We start from the raw sequence: 15,984 nt of genomic DNA on the forward strand, positions 1-15,984 counted from the left end.
CGCTTTCACGATGCTATCCTGCCTTGTGGTATAGTTAGGAACTTCTAACTAACAGGCAGAACAATGAAAGGGGCTTCTTAATGAAGAAACGCTTTGCCATCTTGGGCGCGTGCGTCGCGCTTGCCCTCGCGGGGCTTTTCGCCGCGGGTTGCGCGAGTTCGGGGCAATCGAGTTCGTCGGATAGCCAATCGGGCGCGTCGAAGTCGAGCGAGCCGGTCACGATCTCGGTCGGCGTGCCCACCGCGCCGCCGACTCTTCCCGTCCTGCACATGATGGAGGAGGGCATGCTGGGCGACGATGTAACCATCGACCTGGGGATTTGGAAATCGCCCGAGGAGCTGCTCGCCATGGTCCAGGGCGGAGAGCGCGACATGTACGCCTTCCCGCTGACGGTCGTGTCCACGCTGTACAACAAGGGAGCGGATGTGCGCTTGATGAACGTGAACACGTGGGGCGTCACATATTTCATGACGACCGATCCGGGTTTCCAGAGCTGGTCTGACCTGAAGGGCAAGACCGTCTACGTGCCGCTGCAATCCTCGCCGCCGGATGCTTTGACCCAGTACTTCCTGAACGAGGCGGGGCTTACCGTGGGCGATGACGTCCAAATCGTCTACGCCAGCCAGGCCGAGGTCGCCCAAGCGCTCGCTTCCGGCGAAGCCGAGTACGCGACGCTCATCGAACCGCAGGCCACCTCCGCCATGATGCAAAACGAGAACGTCCGTCGCGCCCTGAGCTTCGAAGACGAATGGAAGCGCGTTACGGGAACCGACACCATGATCCCGAACGCGGGCTTCGGCACCACGCAGAAGTTCATCGACGAGCATCCCGAGCTGGCCGCCGAGTTCCAAGCTGCTTATGAGGAAAGCGTCCAGTGGGTGAACGACCATCCGGACGAGGCGGCCGCCCTGGCCGAGAAGTACCTGGGCATGAAGCCGGCGATCGTGAAGGCTGCCATCCCCAACATGGGGCTTCACTTCGAGAGCGCCGTGGATGCGAAGAGCCAGCTGGAGGCGTTCTACCAGCTTCTGTACAATTTCAACCCTAAGATGATCGGCGGCCAGCTACCCGATGACGGCATGTACTATGAAGGAAAGTGATGAAGGATAAGACGGGCGTTTGGCTGCGTCGGATCCTGGGGGCGACGCTGCTCCTCGCGGTGTGGCATGTGCTGTCGTTGTGCTTTCCGCCGCTGGTGGTGCCGCCCCTCTCCCAGGTGGCGGAATCCCTGGGCGCCATCGTCGCTGCCCCCACATTCTTAGCCACGGTGGGGACGACCATCGCCCGGCTGCTCATCGGCCTGGCGATCGGCGTCATCGTCGGAGGCGCGTTCGGGCTCCTGTTCGGGCTCTGCCCTAAGGTGGAAGACGTCGGCATGCCGCTGATCCAGGTGCTCCAATCCGTGCCGCCGGTGTGCTGGGTGGTGTTGGCGCTGGTGTGGTTCGGCTTCAACGGAAAACCCTGCATCTTCATCGTGGCGACGGCGACCATCCCCACGATGGCCATCAACTTGGTCCACGGCGCGCGCAACGTCGATCCGAAGCTGTTGGAGATGGCGCGCCTGTACCGGTTCTCCCGCACGAAGACGCTGCGGCACATCACGCTGCCGTCCATTCGGCCGTACTTCAACTCGGCATTCGAAATCGTTTTGGGTAGTGCGTGGAAGCTCGCCGTGATGGGCGAGGTGCTGACCACGAACAGCGGCATCGGCGGAGCCATCACCACGGCGCGGTTGAACATCGATCCCGCCGCCATCATCGCGTGGGCGTTCCTGCTCGTCGTGGGGTGTTTCCTCACCGAGAGGCTGTTGCGTGCAATGCTCGTTCGAAAGGAGGTTCCCTCGTGCTGAGGTTGCATGATGTGTCGAAATCCTTCGATGGGCTAGCGGTGGTGTCCGATTTTTCGCTCGATGTCCATCCCGGTGAGATCGTGGCGCTCATCGGGTCCTCGGGCTGCGGGAAGACCACGTTGCTGAACATGATATGCGGCCTTTCGAAGCCCGATTCCGGCACGGTGGACGCGCAGGGTGCCCGGGTGAGCTATATGTTCCAGGGTACTCGTCTGCTGCCTTGGCGTACCGTCGAGCAGAACATCAAGCTGGTGCGCGACGATGCACAGCCGGAGAAACTCGCATCGCTTATAGGCGCCGTCGGACTGGAGGGCTTCGAGGGCTACTACCCCAAGCAGCTTTCCGGAGGCATGGCGCGTCGGTGCGCGCTCGCGCGGGCGTTCTATTTCGGCGGCGACCTCTTCCTGATGGATGAACCGTTCTCGGGGCTCGATTACGGGATACGCATGGAAATGGTGCGCCTTCTGCTTTCCATTTGGAAGGTCGAAAAGCCCGGCGTCCTGTTCGTGACGCACGAGATCGATGAGGCGCTGATGGTAGCCACGCGCATCGCCGTGCTGTCTCCGCGGCCCGCCACCGTTGTAGAATGGGTCGAGCTGCCCGGCGGTGAAGGGCGCGATGCGAGCTCCCAGGGGCTTGCCCGGATCCGCCAGGACATCATTCATCGGATCACGTGCTGAGGAGGATGGTATGCAAGCATTGCGCAATCTGCCGACGGAAGCGCCGGCGCAACTTTCGGATCTCATCGGCGTGCAGTCGGGGCGGGTGGTCAGCATGGCCATGAGCTCGGTCGATGGCTGCCAGATGACGTTGCTCGCGTTCGACGAGGACGAGAGCGTGAGCGAGGAGATGTACTTCGGCGACACGTTGTACTATATCGTCGAAGGCGGGCTGACGGTCTCGATAGATGGGGCGAGCCACGACATGCACGTAGGCGATTGCCTTGCCGTGCCCGCGAAGACGCCGCATGCCGTGGCTGCGATAGGCAGCTGCAAGATCCTGCAGATAACCCTTACCGAATAGGAGAAAACCATGGATGCATTGATCAAGAACCTTCCCCATGCGGAGACGTTTGATTTGGCTGGCCAAGTTGGCTACGAGGACGGCAAGGTCGTGAGCTTGACGCTGGCGCAGAGGCCCGGTGTCGGGTCGACCCTGTTCGCCTTCGACGCGGGCGAGTCCATCAGCACGCACGCGGCACCGGGGGACGCCATGGCGATCGTGCTGGAGGGTGCCGCCGAGATCGCCATCGACGGTACGCCCCACACCGTCGGGGCGGGAGAGGCCATCATCATGCCCGCCGGCGTCCCGCACGCCGTGAAAGCCGCCACGCGGTTCAAGATGCTGCTCGTGGTCGTGAAAGCCGATCGGTGATCAGCAAGTCGTGATGCCGGGCTGCGAAGGCGCGTTTCTTCCAAATCGGTTTCCGCGGTGAAGCTGATGACGAATCCCGTGCCTTCCACGTTCACGCCTTTGCTTTCTCGCTGTATGAATTCGAGCATGTAGTCGCCTGCTGAATCGGTGAGGAAGGCTATTCCCCTCCCCGTGCGGCTGTCTAGAAACTCTTATCAATCTGTTCAAACATGCATAATAGAGTATCTATATGCTTCTTAAAATACTATATATCGTATAAGCAGAAGTCTCAGAGGGAGTTTCTAGACAGCCTTCCGCTGGCGCGGTGAACCGGCGTGCGAGATCCGTCATGCGACCGTGCACGAAGTGGCCAAGCGGCCCGCTGGCGCGGTGAACTGGCGTGCGAGATCCATCCCCAACGCGGTCTGGTAGAAGTCGACCGTGGCATCGAGGTTTTCGACCATGAACGTGGTATACGCATGCTCCATCTGGGTTCGTTCCTTCTTGCGTGGCTTTGATATGGCCAAGATACTCCTTCGGGCAGAGCGGGCGGGCGCCAACTTTGAGGGTTTCCAGCCTTCTTTCGACCTGAAAGCCCGAAAAAGGTTCTTTTGGAGCCAACTTCGCGAGTTTTTAACCTTTCTGGAAGCTGCGGGATTCGGCGATGGCCGGGCGATAGGCCTGTGAACTGCGGAAACGGCGCTATCCTCGTGATAAGGCAGAAAAAGTCAGATCGGAGAAAGGCTGGAAACCCTCAAAGTTGGCGCTTGGGAGGCGGTTTCGCCGGCTTCAGCCTCCGGCAAAGTTGGAAACCCTCAAAGTTGGCGCAGCCCAGCCGACCGTGTGCTGAATGTTGGCGTCGTAAGGTGCTTATGCAGCAAGGCGGCCATCGCCAAGGCTAAAGGTTTGCAAAATTCGATTGCTGCCGAGGTCGGGGTACCCCTATTGTCTTAAGGAGGCTTATCCTGTTGGATTTCCATTCGTATCTCCGCATAGTTGCGCGCATTCGCCTTTCGGTCCGAGTCGTTTAATGGCATGAACCCGGCCTCCCTTAGGCCGATGGCGCTCTCATCCTATCTTCTACGGTGCTTTCCGTCGGCTCTTCGCCGATTCCCCACGCGGGAACGCCTACGTCCGCTTGACCGATGTCTTAGGGTTTTCTAATATCTAGCCAATCGGCAAACCCGTCGAAAGACGGCGACACAAAGCTATAGGGCCTTAACTGGCAGCCAGTTGCATTTTCGTTGTGGAAGTGTGACTGGCTGCCTTTTTGCGTTGGGAGTGCACCGGATGTTCTCTAGATTGCGGGAATCGAATGTTGCGCGCAAGGCGACGAGCATCGCGCTTTCGCTCGCCCTCGTCTTATTCGTTGCGGTGCCCTCGGGCGCCTATGCCGACAAGAGCAGTCGAGCGGCTCATTCCGATATATCCGATGCTACCGGCGCCTCGGCAGAATCGAACGCCCGAGAAAGCTCTCCTTCGCAGCCGTCTTCTCCGACTGCCGGCGAATCGACAAGGGAAGATGGATCGCCTGCAACATCCTCTCAGGATACTCGACAGGACTCGGCAAGCAGCGCTTCGGATGGCGCGTCCCAGACTCCAAGTCGGAGCACATCGCAATCGCCGAGGCAAAGCGCTGCTTCCGATGAAAACGCTCCTCTTGAATTCGCCTTCGAAAACGACACGATGAAGGTCACCGCGACGGTTGCCGGCGAAAACGTGCTGCCGAAGGATGCCGTGCTCGATATTGCGGAGCTCACCCCTTACGGCGATGATGCCGTGAAAGCGCACGAAGCGGGCGGTGAGGAAGCCGCGAAAGCCGACGACGATGCTGAGCGTTACGTAGACGCCACCGCCAAGGTGGCAGAGCATGTGGGCAAGGACGAGAAAAACGTCATTGAAGCACGGGCGTACGATGTCCGCTTCCTGGATTCGGTGGGAAACGAGATCGAACCCAATGGCACGGTGAGCGTAGCGTTCTCGTACAAGCAGAAGGTCGTGCTCGACGGCGCCGAGACCGATTCCTCCAATGTCGAAGTCGCCCACGTAAAGGACGATGGCCAAGTGGAGCTGGTGGACGCCACTATCACGTCCGATCATAAAGGAGCACTGGAGAAAACCGAGTTCCATGCGCAGTCGTTCTCCATCTACGTGGTGTTCGACACGGGCAACACGTCCAACACCGCGCCGTACAACGTGGGGGAGTACGGCTGGATCCGCTTCGGCGGCGACAACTGGAAGGTCGACAGCCTCCCAGCCGACCCCGGCTTCGACAATGCCGGCTGGGCCCGCTATCTGAAGGTCAACGTCTATACGCTGAACAGCGGCGGGAACAGCGCGAACCCGAACGACTACTCGCTCAAGAAGTCCTTCGAGCACCTGGCGACCTGGGCTTCGAATTATACGATCGAGACCTCGCAATTCAGCGGGACGGTGAGGATGACCAGCTTCCGCAAGGCCCACAGCACCAGCTGGCAGCAGTACAACGGTCTGCAGAACAGCTACGCCTCCGAGGTGTACTACACTACTTGGCATCCATATGGTTTTGACGGTGACATCAACGAGCTGAACATCTACCTCGACAAGGGCGAGACCCCGCTCCCGCCGACGCCGTCCGACCAGACCGGGACGACCTACATCATCCGCTACTATCATGCGGACGGCTCCTACGACCAGAAGGACGGCGTGCTGACGTCCGGGCAGAGCATCAGCTTCGACCAGGCGGAGAAGCTGAAGGCCGGTGAGGTTCACTCGGGCGTGTCGGTCACGGCTGGGCCGAAGGCGGCAAACGTCAACGAGACGAATTGCGCGGGAACGATATCCTACGATGCTGGCACCCGCCTGGTCAAGGTGAACGTCTACTACAAGACCAAGGTGGAGAAGGAGACCGGCGGCACGGTAACGGGCGCGCCGCAGTACGATGCCGAGATCCAGAACGGGACGAAGGTCTACGACACAAGCCGGGAAGGACTTCATACCGACAAGACGGCTTCGGTCCATGTTGACGGAAGCGGCATCTCTGACGGCAGAACCTTCGATCTGAAGCTGGAGAGCTGGAACATTGGGACCAACATGGCCAACGTCGGCATGGTCTTCGATGCTTCGGGATCCATGGTGTGGACCAGCAACAATCCGGACGCGATGACCCATACGCAGGGCGAATGGACTGCGATCATGGGCAGCGGTTACACACCGTATCGCGTGCTGACGGAAGCGCAGGTCGACAAGATCCTCGACAAGAACGCGACGGACAACTCCAAGCTCAACTACAACGGCTACAAGTACTACCTGTATGACAGGACTGCGGGCGTGAACGAGTACGTGCCCATGGGCTACAGCAACGGAACCCACCAGAACGTCGGCGGCATCGAGCTGTTCAAGATGAACGGCCAGTACATGGCACGGGCCATAAACCATACGGGCGCTGGCTGGTATTACGTCAATTCGGGAGGCTATCCCGATTACGCGACACAGCAGCCGTATTCGGCGAAGCAGTATGTGGGAGTGCAGGGAGCGCACAACTACAACGAGAATGAGTCGCAGAACGACTTCGGCGGGGCGTGGCATCCCATCCAGGGCACGGCCAACGGCTCGCACGCCAACTACTTCTACATCGACGATGCCGGCAACCTGAAGACCTGCTTCTTCTACAACGGCGTTTACCGCATCTCGCAAGTCTATTCCAAGGCGGACGATGCGAGCACGAAGTCCGAGGTCCTGCAGCACTCCGTCGGCAAGTTCGCCGAGACGCTGAACTCGCTTTCCCCGGAGAGCCAGGTCAGCATGGTCCGATTCAGCCGGAGCGACTTCAGCTCCACGCAGCTGGCATTGCTGAACTGGACCAACGACACTGCCAAGATGACGGCGGCGATGAACCAGAGCTATGGCGACACGGAGACCCAGGGCGGCTCCGCGCATGCGTGGCTCGGTGGGATGGACGTCTACAACTACGGCTTCACCGGTGCGACCCACACCTATAAGGGCATTAAGGCCTTTATGGAAAAAATGACCAGCAATCAAGCCGGGTCCTGGGGGCAGCAAGGGTACACGCCGAACACGACGAATGGTGCCGCATCCAGATACCTGATCATCTTCACCGACGGCAAGGATAACTCCGGCAATGAGAACCAAGCCATAGCAGACGCTACCACTTTGAAGAACAACGGCTATACCATCATGACGGTCCTGATGGAGTCGGCGGGCATGACTCAAGACGACATCACCCATTCGACAAATTTCCTGAAGGAGCTGGCCAGCACTAAGCCCAACAGCAGCGAGAAGTACTTCTATTCCGCCCGCTACGACAACGGCGAAGATCTCGTGGCGCACTTCCAAGAGATGGCGACGCAGATCGCCGAGCCGCTGCAGGGCTACACGGTGACGGACTACATCGACCCGCGCTTCGATCTGGTGGACGCCGATGGCAACGTGCTGACGGTCCTGAACGAGAACGGCGGTTTCACCGAGCGCCCGTACCAGCTGGCAGATGGCAAGACCGCGACATTGAAATACGACTCCGACAAGAAGATGTTCTATCTGGAGTGGACTGATCAGGAGATCCCGACGACGACGCAGGGCGTCACGGGCGAGCAGAAGGTCTCCGTGTGGTCGAGCACGATCACCGTGCGTGCCAAGGAGGACTTCCTCGGCGGCAACGATATCCTCTCCAACGGCAACGAGGCGGGTCAGAATCGCGTGTATAATCCGGCGGACCCAAACAACAGCCCTCATAAGTACTTCCCATGGACGTCGGTGAACCCTGAGGTGCTCGATCTTGCGATAGGCAACTACGAGGACACCATCTTCATGGGCGAGGACATCACGCCTGACAACCTCTACGACAAGGTTGCCGGCAGTGCGGATAGCACGTGGTTCGTCGAGTACCTCGCGCGCATCGACGCGAAGAACAACCAGGATTACCTCGGCAGGCTGAAAAATGGCGAAACGGTCACGGTGGACTACTACTACCTGCCCAAGCCCGGTGACGCCACCTCCTATGCGGGCGGCAACTGCCATCAAAACGACAAGGTGGGCGGCCTCACGTATAAGTGGGTGGCGGATAACACTGGTGGGAACAACCCGAGCAATGCCTACGAGCCCTTCACCACAACGACCACCAACGACGTGAAATACCATCTCGAGGTGACGTATACGCCGGACCGTATCAACTACGGTTCCCCCGACCCGTACGCAAACAACGGCACGCCGCGGACGCGCAGTTTGACGAACCTGGTCAATCAGAATCCGTCCACATGGCTCATCCGCGACCCGGTGGGTAGCGAGCAGACCGCTACGGTCTCCGCGACGGGCAAGGCCGTCATCCACGTGGTGGATGGACGCATCCTCGTCCAGAAGAGGGTCAACAAAGAGAATCTCCTGGGCTACCTCTCCACCTTGGGCGATGACGGCGAGATGACCTTCACCTTCAACCTCAAGCGCTCCTATGGCACGACCGGCCAGGATGCGTACCGCTCCTTCCAGATCAAGCTCAACAACAGCGCAAGCGCGGGCGGCACGGCAGCCGGCGTGCACACGGTCACTCGCGCCGACGTGGAGGCCATGACGTCCGACGCCAACGGCGACGTCGTCATCGCCTCGCAGTGGGAGACGGACCTGCCCATAGGCACCTACACGCTCACCGAGGCCATCAGCGACAGCGATAGCTTCGCCACGCCCACGTTTGCCGGCGTTGCTGCCGCAGACATCGCCGATGATCCGGCGACTACCGACTACGTGGAGAAACCCGAGTTCGCGGCTGCCTTCGACACAGATCCCGCCCCACTCAGCTTCTACATCGGCCAGGTGCATGGCGGCATCCCGGACCAGTGCTCCTATGCGGACTCCGACTTCAGCACGGCGGCGGTGGAGGACACCGTGAAGCAGGTCGACCCCGCGCTCTCCGCGAATGGCGGCAAGTTCTACCTCAACGCGCAGATCGGCATGGCGCGCGTGACCAACCATCCCAAACCCGGCATCGTCATCCTGAAGCGCGACGCCGCAAACCATGAGACGGTGCTCGCTGGTGCGGAGTTCAAGCTGTACGCCACGAACGATGCGTGGGACGAGCCGTCGTCCTCGCAGCAGCCGGTTGCCACCAAGACGACCGGGGCAGACGGCACGGCGGCCTTCACATCGCTTGTCGACGGCAAGTACCTGCTCTACGAGACGCGGGCGGCGACGGGCTACCAGGCCCCCTCCGAGCCGTGGCGCATCACGGTGGCGGGCGGCAAGGTGACCTCGTTCACGACGAGCAACCCCTCCGCAGGTGTCATCACGCCCGAGAACGGCGCGTACCCCATCGACAACGCCAAGACCAGCGAACTTCCCTCGGCCGGAGGCTCAGGCCCCTTGGCGATATACCTTGCATCCGTCGTCCTGCTACTGGGGGCAGCGATCGGCCTCTGGCGCAGACGAAGGCGTCTGGATGGGGGTGAAGCATAGGAAAGCTCTTCAGATGGGACATGAAGGCACTATTCGAAAGGAATTGAAAGGAAGTGCATGAGATGAATAAAACGCTAATGCACAAGGGCATCGCGATAATGCTCGCCGCGTTTGTGGCCCTGGTGGCGGCATTTGCCCTCGCGCTGCCGGCGTATGCCACCACGTCGGAAGTTGCCGAGGGGGCAACTGCCTCCCCAGCCGCGGCCGACTCGACGACAAGCATCGAGGCCAAGACCGGCAATGCCAATGACACGCTCAACATGTATAAGGTCGTTACTGTCACGTATGCCAACAACCAGCTGACCTACGCGTTCACGCCGACGTTCCAGGCGTTCCTGGATGCGGCGGATCCCTCTGCACCGTACAAGGGTCTGACCATTGATCAGTACACCGCGGGAGCTTATGACGCGGAGGCTGTCCTGGGTGCGTTCACCGCATACGTGCGAAACGCGAGTCCAGCCCTTGCCTATGACAAGAGCGAACAGACTGACGTGTCCGGAGTTGCCAACTTCACGGAAGTGGGCTTGGGCCAGTACATCATCGTCGGCATGGGTAACACCAACGGCGCCAAAATCTACCAGACCGTGACGGCAGAGGTCGTTCCCACGATTGTCGACGGTGCCTACGTTATCTATAGCAAGTACGTGGTCGACCTGAAGACCACCGAGCCTGGAGGCGACAAGGAAATCACCGGAGGCACCGTCACGGATGGGAGCAACGCAACCGCATCCATCGGCAAGCCTATCAGCTACAAGCTCAACGGCGACGTCCCCGTGTATCCTGCTGGCGCGAAGAACACCACCGTGGTCATGGGCGACAAGCTGTCCAAGGGCCTTACCCTCGACCGCACGACGGTGAAGGCTTATAAGGACACCGCTACGGGCACTGTTGAACTCAATCCTGGCACCGATTACACCCTCACGTATCAGGTGAACAGCGATGGCACCACGACGATGTACGTAAGCTTCGTGTACGACAACATCAAGGATGCCACCAAGCTGCACGTCACCTACGATGCCGTCCTCAACGAGAACGCCGTCATCGGCGGCGCCACCGGCAACCCCAACGACTATACCTTCATCTACAGCAACAACCCCTTCAAAGAGGGCACGTACACCCCTGGCGATGAGGACAATCCCAACAGCGGGTATGGAAAGAAGACCGACAAGGAAACCGTCTTCACCTACAGCTTCTACATCTACAAGACCGACAATAACACCGCCAATCCCACGGCTTTGAAAGGGGCGGTCTTCGAGCTGAAGACCGCTGACGGAACCGTTGTCGCCACCCTCACCACCGACGACAAGGGCTATGCGGCCGTCGACGGCCCGCAGGCGGGCTCCTACAAGCTGCAGGAAACCACGGCGCCCACCGGCTACAAGCTGATGAGCCCCAATCCCAAGGACGTTTCCATCGACGCCTCGCACGCGACCAGCGCCGTGACCACCACCACGACGGTGCACTACACCACCGTCAAGGACTATGCCGCCATCAAGGTGCAGGCTACGGATGCCCAAGGTAAGCTGCTGTGGCTTGCCGATGGTGCGACGGGCGACAACCCCACCGCATCCGAGACCCAGCCTGCAGGCATGGTTCCGGCCTATGTTCTCTCGATCGAGACCAAGGTCGACAACACCAGCGTTCAGACCGGCCAGCCCGCAGGCACCGGTTACACCCCCGAGAACATCAAGGATGAGCCCGGCGGCAACCTGCCCGTCACGGGTGGCATGGGCACGTACCTGCTCTACGGCGCGGGCATTGCGCTGGTGCTGATCGCGGGCATCGCGTATTTCGTACGCAGGCGTTCTGCACGGCAAAAGTAACGCGTTGCGACTGCTATAGTCTGCAGCAAACGATACGGACATGACCCTTCGGCCCGCAAGCTCGCACCTGCGGCTTGCGGGTCGGAAGGGGCAGGAGCATGGCGAAGCCGAGAATATCGAGCGTTCTGATGACGCTTGCCTTCATCGCCGGGATCGCCTTGCTCCTGTATCCGACGGTAAGCGACCTTTACAACCAGATAGGTGCTTCGTTCGCCGTGAAGGGCTACGAGGATCACTCGCAGGAGATGACCCGGGAGGAGAAGGACGGTCTTCTGCGCGAAGCCGAAGAGTACAACCGCCAGATCGCCGCGAATCCGCAGTCGTTCAGGGCGGGCGCACCGGAAGATGGACGGTACAACGCGATTCTGAATCCCGGAGGGGATGGGATGATCGGGTTCTTGACCATCGATAAAATCGGTGTGCAGGTTCCCATCTTCCATGGAACCGCTGAAGACATGCTCTCGCGCTTCGTGGGCCATTTGGAGGGATCTTCCCTTCCAGTGGGCGGAACAAGCACCCATGCGGTTATATCGGGGCATAGGGGCCTGCCGACCGCCCGGCTCTTCACCGATTTGGATCGGATGGAGGTCGGAGATACGTTCGTCATCACGGTGCTCGATCGTAAGATGACGTACGAAGTTGACAAGATCAGCGTCATCGAGCCCGATCGGTTCGAGGATGTGCAAATCGTTCCGGGCGAGGATCACGTGACGTTGCTGACCTGCACGCCGTATGCGGTGAATACGCAACGGCTGCTGGTCCGCGGAAAGCGGGTTCCCAACGGTCCTGAGCCCGTGGATGCGCTCACCGGGCCTTCGGTCAATCCGATTGCGGTGGGGGCGCTGGTTGCAGCGGTCGCGCTGCTTGCCGCTCTGCTCATCGTCGCAGTGCGGCGAAAGCGCGGGCGCCGCATGAAAGGACGGCACTCTGCTTCCTAACGGGGAGCATGCCCGAGGAAAGTTTGAGGTGGGATATGGAGTTGCGTAAAGCACATATCGCTTTCTTCGCTTTGGCGCTGTGCGCTCTAGCACTCTTCGCGCTTCCCGTGAATTCTGCTTTGGCCCAAGATGCCATCGACACTTCGAAGAAGTGCGACCTGACGGTTGCATACGAAGTCGATGGCGATCCCGTCGGGGGAATTCATGCGCGTTTGTACAAGGTTGCGGATGTTTCAGCCGAAGGGGTATATTCCCCCGTGCCGGCGTTTGCCGGATCGGGGGCAAACCTTTCCACCGACCAGACCGACGGCCAATGGGCAGAAACGGCGGGTTTGGTCGCCGGCTTCGCTTCGGCATCGGGTGCCGATCCCACGTTCGAATCACAAGCCGACAGCGGGCAGCGCGCGTCATTTGGGGGCATCGGGTGCGGTTTGTACCTGCTGATGACGGGAAGCGTATCGACCTCGACCGGTTACGTGTACACATTCCAGCCATCGCTCGTCGCCGTTCCCGACCTCGATCGAGATGGTATGTGGAGATATGAGACCACCGTCGCCCCCAAGTTCGAGAGAAGCAAGCCAAGCGGGAAAGAGATCGAATATCGGGTAGTCAAGCATTGGGCCGATGAGGGGCATGGATCTTCCTGACCGCAGAATATCTCGGTCTCCATTCTGAAAGATGGGATCGTGCAGTCCGAGCAGGTCCTCGATGGATCGAACGATTGGACATATGCGTGGAAGGCGGCTGACGATGGAGCGCAGTGGTCGGTGTTCGAGAAGGGTGTCCCCGAAGGCTACCGCTTCTCGGCCAGCGCAAAAGAGCACGTGTTCATGGTGACGAATACGTATCAGGAGCCTCCGCAGCCCACGCCGCCTGCCGACCTCCCGAAAACCGGCGATCGGAGTTCGTGGATCATCGTCGTGCTGCTCTCGATCGCCGGGCTTTCTTTGATCGTCGCCGCCCTCGTGCGCGCTGGCGCGCAATCGCGGTCGGGAAAACGGTAGGGAGTTCATTTGCCGGCTCATCCTTCCGAGAAGTCCAAAGGGGCTCTTTCGTGGGCCATGGTGGCTGTAGGGACGGTGCTGATATGCGCCGCCCTGGCTTTTTCCGCGGCGGGTTATCGTATGAACCGGCTTGCGGCAAACGATTCGGTCCGGGTTCTCCAGCGATTGGAGGCAGCTCTTCCTCCCGTAACGGATGTGCGGTTTCCCAGCGTCGCGGGGGATGCGCAAAATGATGCGGGCATATCCATTCTCTCCATCGACGGGGAATCGTACATGGGGATTCTTTGCGTGCCATCGGTGGGGATAAAAACGCCTGTGCGTGTCGGGCAATTGGATGAAGAGCGCCTTCGGATGTCGGCGCTGCGCTATTCGGGGACGCCGACGGCAGGCCCCTTGGTGATTCTGGGGTGGGATAGTCCGGAGCAATTGGGCACCATGGCTCGGATATCCATCGGCGATGGCGTTCAGATCGTCGATGTCGATGGCAATCGGTATTCTTATCACGTGAATTCGCTGATGAAGGATACCGGCTTCGACCCGAACGATCCGAGTCAGCTTGACGCTGATTTGGTGATTTGCTATTTCGACTCGTCTGCGCATGCGGAGATGGTGCTCCGTTGCTCGTCCGATTTCTATGGAACCGCTGATGAATTCCGCCTTGGCCGGGGACGGCGAGCTGAGTGCCGGGGCGGCGGAAGGCGAGCGGGCGCAGGCGTGCGCGAACGAGGATCGAGCCGTTCCGGCGCCAGCATGCCGTCCCCGGCCAAGGCGGAATTCATCAGCGGTTCCATAGATTCTCCTTAGCGTCATCGTCTGACCTGCGGTCCCCGCCTTCGTGCGGATGCGCTTGCACCGGCCGGTGTGCGGACCGTTTCCCGCTCGCAGCGTTCGCTTTCGCGACGGGGAACGGCACCGGATCGCATGGGGTCCATCTTCCGTTTTCCGGAAGGCATGGTGTTCGGGATCGGGTTTTTTCGCCATGAATCCGAAGCGGTCCTATAATCCGTCCCGGTAAATCGAAGCGTGTCCAGACGGCGCGCTGCAATGAAAGGACGAATGGATGGCTCTCGTCAATATGATCCTCGTTGTGCTCGTGGCACTTGAGTTCTTCTTCATCTTCTATCTGGAAACCATCGCAACCACGTCGAAGAAGACGTCCGAGACGTTCGGCATGGACATCTCCGAGCTGAAACGCGATTCGGTGTCCACGCTGTTCAAGAACCAGGGCGTGTACAATGCGTTGCTGGGTGTGCTGCTGCTCGTGTTCCTGTTCGGGCTGCATTCGCAGGCGGCGGTCGTCTCCGTGCTGGTGTACATCCTGTGCGTGGCTGCGTACGGCGCTGCCACCAGCAACCCGAAGATCCTGCTCAAACAAGGCTGCCTGGCGGCTGTAGCGCTCATCCTGATCCTCGTTTTCGGGCTGTAAACGTCCGCGCATCTCCCGCGTGGTAGGCTGGGCCGTAGGCTGCTGGCGACGCCTGGGCGATTGATGCAAGAGCGGGCCGCATGCCTACTTCGGCGGAAGCGGCTGCTGGCTGACTTGACGGCGGACTTCTCCGCTCCCAAGGGATAGAACCCGGACGGTATCGCCGACACGCACCGCTCCCGGTTCGACCACCCAGCCGAACACCCCCTCGCGGGGGAAGATGCAGTCTCCCGCGAGATAGTAGATGGCGCAGCGGGTATGGCACACCTTGCCTATCTGGCTGATCTCGACTTCGGCATCTCCGATTTCAAGCCGGCTCCCCAAAGGCAGCGCCTTGAGATTCATCCCCTTGATGGTGACGTTCTCCCCGAAATCGCCTTCGGAGACATCGAGCCCGTGCTCGCGAGCGACGGCGATGGACTCCTCCGCCAAGAAGGAGACCTGCCGATGCCAGTTGCCCGCGTGCGCGTCGCCGCGGACCCCGAAGTCCCTTTCGAGCTCGATGGCCCTCGATTCCGCAGGCGTCTTGCGGGTCTCCTTCTTCTCGCTCGTGTTCACGCTGGTGACGGTGGCGGTGCTGCCCACTTCCGGCGCGAGGCCGTCGGGCGTCGCCATGAGGGGGTTGTCCAGCCCCAGATTTTCCGCCGCGGCCCTCGCCGTCTCGTTCACCGCGCATCCGCCCTCGCTCTCCATGGGCGACCTCCTTAACCTAGAACAATACTAGGAATTATAGCGGTTCGGATGCCGGGCACATCCGAATTCCAAGAGTCTGACAAAGGTTGTCGACTACGGGTTGCCGCCGGGCAGGTAGGCGATACGCTGGCTGCGGAGACCATGAACACGGCGAGGCCGAGGATGAATCAGCGAGAGCGGCGGGCCGACACGCATGGCGAAGCGCATGACGAGGATTTCGTGCTCACTCTGCTCCTTTCGCTCATCGCATTGCAAAATGGGTTGAATGCAAATTATATTCTAGAAAAAGTATATTATTCACATGGAGATATATGAATCGGAACATATTCGGAAAGGAGACCAGCTATATGAAGTCAAGACCTGATTAGAGATTTTTCAAAGTCTCTAGTTTTGTTTGGATTTGCACTTTGACAGTCGAATATCGAATGCTTCTGGGCGCAATGAACCGCATCGCGGA

The 15,984-nt window shown here is 60.0% G+C and carries 14 protein-coding genes and 1 riboswitch; of the genes, 12 read left to right on the forward strand and 2 right to left on the reverse strand.

The window, feature by feature from the left end; genetic code table 11:
* The first annotated feature begins 80 nt into the window (after positions 1-80).
* Genes NOV21_RS09355 through NOV21_RS09375 form a run of 5 tightly spaced genes read left to right on the forward strand, consistent with a single transcriptional unit; the run spans position 81 to position 3,223 of the window.
* On the forward strand, positions 81-1,100 hold the full coding sequence (locus tag NOV21_RS09355; protein ID WP_283170783.1) for an ABC transporter substrate-binding protein: 1,020 nt from the start codon (positions 81-83) through the stop codon (positions 1,098-1,100).
* Positions 1,100-1,849 (forward strand): ABC transporter permease, encoded by a 750-nt coding sequence (locus NOV21_RS09360; RefSeq protein WP_283170784.1) that lies wholly within the window; start codon positions 1,100-1,102, stop codon positions 1,847-1,849. The genes NOV21_RS09355 and NOV21_RS09360 overlap by 1 nt, the downstream gene beginning before the upstream one ends.
* 38 nt (positions 1,850-1,887) lie before the next feature.
* Positions 1,888-2,529 (forward strand): ABC transporter ATP-binding protein, encoded by a 642-nt coding sequence (locus tag NOV21_RS09365; RefSeq protein ID WP_428978394.1) that lies wholly within the window; start codon positions 1,888-1,890, stop codon positions 2,527-2,529.
* Between the two features lie 10 nt (positions 2,530-2,539).
* The gene (locus NOV21_RS09370) at positions 2,540-2,872 is read left to right on the forward strand and encodes a cupin domain-containing protein (RefSeq protein WP_283170786.1); all 333 of its coding nucleotides are present in this window, start codon (positions 2,540-2,542) and stop codon (positions 2,870-2,872) included.
* A 9-nt stretch (positions 2,873-2,881) separates the two neighbouring features.
* Positions 2,882-3,223, forward strand: a complete 342-nt coding sequence (locus NOV21_RS09375; protein ID WP_283170787.1) for a cupin domain-containing protein — start codon at positions 2,882-2,884, stop codon at positions 3,221-3,223.
* A 326-nt stretch (positions 3,224-3,549) separates the two neighbouring features.
* On the opposite strand, the gene NOV21_RS09380 is transcribed toward NOV21_RS09375, so the two are convergent.
* Positions 3,550-3,690: a VOC family protein gene (locus NOV21_RS09380; protein WP_283170788.1), complete on the reverse strand. Its 141-nt coding sequence runs from the start codon at positions 3,688-3,690 to the stop codon at positions 3,550-3,552.
* Positions 3,691-4,369: 679 nt separating this feature from the next.
* A riboswitch (cyclic di-GMP riboswitch) is annotated at positions 4,370-4,443 on the forward strand.
* A 445-nt stretch (positions 4,444-4,888) separates the two neighbouring features.
* Here NOV21_RS09380 and NOV21_RS09385 point away from each other — a divergent pair.
* The 7 genes from NOV21_RS09385 to NOV21_RS09415 all read left to right on the forward strand — a co-directional run bounded on the left by NOV21_RS09385 (position 4,889) and on the right by NOV21_RS09415 (position 14,834).
* Complete coding sequence (locus NOV21_RS09385) at positions 4,889-9,643, forward strand: SpaA isopeptide-forming pilin-related protein (protein ID WP_283170789.1); 4,755 nt, start codon at positions 4,889-4,891, stop codon at positions 9,641-9,643.
* 62 nt (positions 9,644-9,705) lie between these two features.
* Complete coding sequence (locus NOV21_RS09390; protein ID WP_283170790.1) at positions 9,706-11,466, forward strand: SpaA isopeptide-forming pilin-related protein; 1,761 nt, start codon at positions 9,706-9,708, stop codon at positions 11,464-11,466.
* A gap of 98 nt (positions 11,467-11,564) precedes the next feature.
* A complete protein-coding gene (locus NOV21_RS09395; RefSeq protein WP_283170791.1) occupies positions 11,565-12,404 on the forward strand; it encodes a class C sortase in 840 nt (279 codons plus the stop codon).
* A 35-nt stretch (positions 12,405-12,439) separates the two neighbouring features.
* Positions 12,440-13,051: a hypothetical protein gene (locus NOV21_RS09400; RefSeq protein WP_283170792.1), complete on the forward strand. Its 612-nt coding sequence runs from the start codon at positions 12,440-12,442 to the stop codon at positions 13,049-13,051.
* Positions 13,052-13,060: 9 nt separating this feature from the next.
* Positions 13,061-13,408 carry a peptidase associated/transthyretin-like domain-containing protein gene (locus NOV21_RS09405; RefSeq protein WP_283170795.1) on the forward strand — a complete coding sequence of 116 codons (348 nt, stop codon included), beginning with the start codon at positions 13,061-13,063 and terminating at the stop codon, positions 13,406-13,408.
* A gap of 57 nt (positions 13,409-13,465) precedes the next feature.
* A complete protein-coding gene (locus NOV21_RS09410; protein ID WP_283170793.1) occupies positions 13,466-14,212 on the forward strand; it encodes a sortase family protein in 747 nt (248 codons plus the stop codon).
* A gap of 256 nt (positions 14,213-14,468) precedes the next feature.
* A complete protein-coding gene (locus NOV21_RS09415) occupies positions 14,469-14,834 on the forward strand; it encodes a DUF1304 domain-containing protein (RefSeq protein WP_283170794.1) in 366 nt (121 codons plus the stop codon).
* A gap of 84 nt (positions 14,835-14,918) precedes the next feature.
* Here the strand turns inward: NOV21_RS09415 and NOV21_RS09420 are convergent, their stop codons facing one another.
* Positions 14,919-15,527 carry an MOSC domain-containing protein gene (locus tag NOV21_RS09420; protein ID WP_346428538.1) on the reverse strand — a complete coding sequence of 203 codons (609 nt, stop codon included), beginning with the start codon at positions 15,525-15,527 and terminating at the stop codon, positions 14,919-14,921.
* Between the last annotated feature and the right edge of the window lie 457 nt (positions 15,528-15,984).

The organism is Curtanaerobium respiraculi (assembly GCF_024609215.1).
In the GTDB taxonomy this organism is placed as follows: Bacteria; Actinomycetota; Coriobacteriia; order Coriobacteriales; family Eggerthellaceae; genus Curtanaerobium; species Curtanaerobium respiraculi.

Bases quoted from the DNA above. Each gene is read 5' to 3' on its own strand.
- NOV21_RS09355 (WP_283170783.1), top strand. From the start codon at position 81: ATGAAGAAACGCTTTGCCATCTTGGGCGCGTGCGTCGCGCTTGCCCTC.
- NOV21_RS09360 (WP_283170784.1), top strand. From the start codon at position 1,100: ATGAAGGATAAGACGGGCGTTTGGCTGCGTCGGATCCTGGGGGCGACG.
- NOV21_RS09370 (WP_283170786.1), top strand. From the start codon at position 2,540: ATGCAAGCATTGCGCAATCTGCCGACGGAAGCGCCGGCGCAACTTTCG.
- NOV21_RS09375 (WP_283170787.1), top strand. From the start codon at position 2,882: ATGGATGCATTGATCAAGAACCTTCCCCATGCGGAGACGTTTGATTTG.
- NOV21_RS09380 (WP_283170788.1), bottom strand. From the start codon at position 3,690: ATGGAGCATGCGTATACCACGTTCATGGTCGAAAACCTCGATGCCACG.
- NOV21_RS09385 (WP_283170789.1), top strand. From the start codon at position 4,889: ATGAAGGTCACCGCGACGGTTGCCGGCGAAAACGTGCTGCCGAAGGAT.
- NOV21_RS09390 (WP_283170790.1), top strand. From the start codon at position 9,706: ATGAATAAAACGCTAATGCACAAGGGCATCGCGATAATGCTCGCCGCG.
- NOV21_RS09395 (WP_283170791.1), top strand. From the start codon at position 11,565: ATGGCGAAGCCGAGAATATCGAGCGTTCTGATGACGCTTGCCTTCATC.
- NOV21_RS09400 (WP_283170792.1), top strand. From the start codon at position 12,440: ATGGAGTTGCGTAAAGCACATATCGCTTTCTTCGCTTTGGCGCTGTGC.
- NOV21_RS09410 (WP_283170793.1), top strand. From the start codon at position 13,466: ATGGTGGCTGTAGGGACGGTGCTGATATGCGCCGCCCTGGCTTTTTCC.
- NOV21_RS09415 (WP_283170794.1), top strand. From the start codon at position 14,469: ATGGCTCTCGTCAATATGATCCTCGTTGTGCTCGTGGCACTTGAGTTC.
- NOV21_RS09420 (WP_346428538.1), bottom strand. From the start codon at position 15,527: ATGGAGAGCGAGGGCGGATGCGCGGTGAACGAGACGGCGAGGGCCGCG.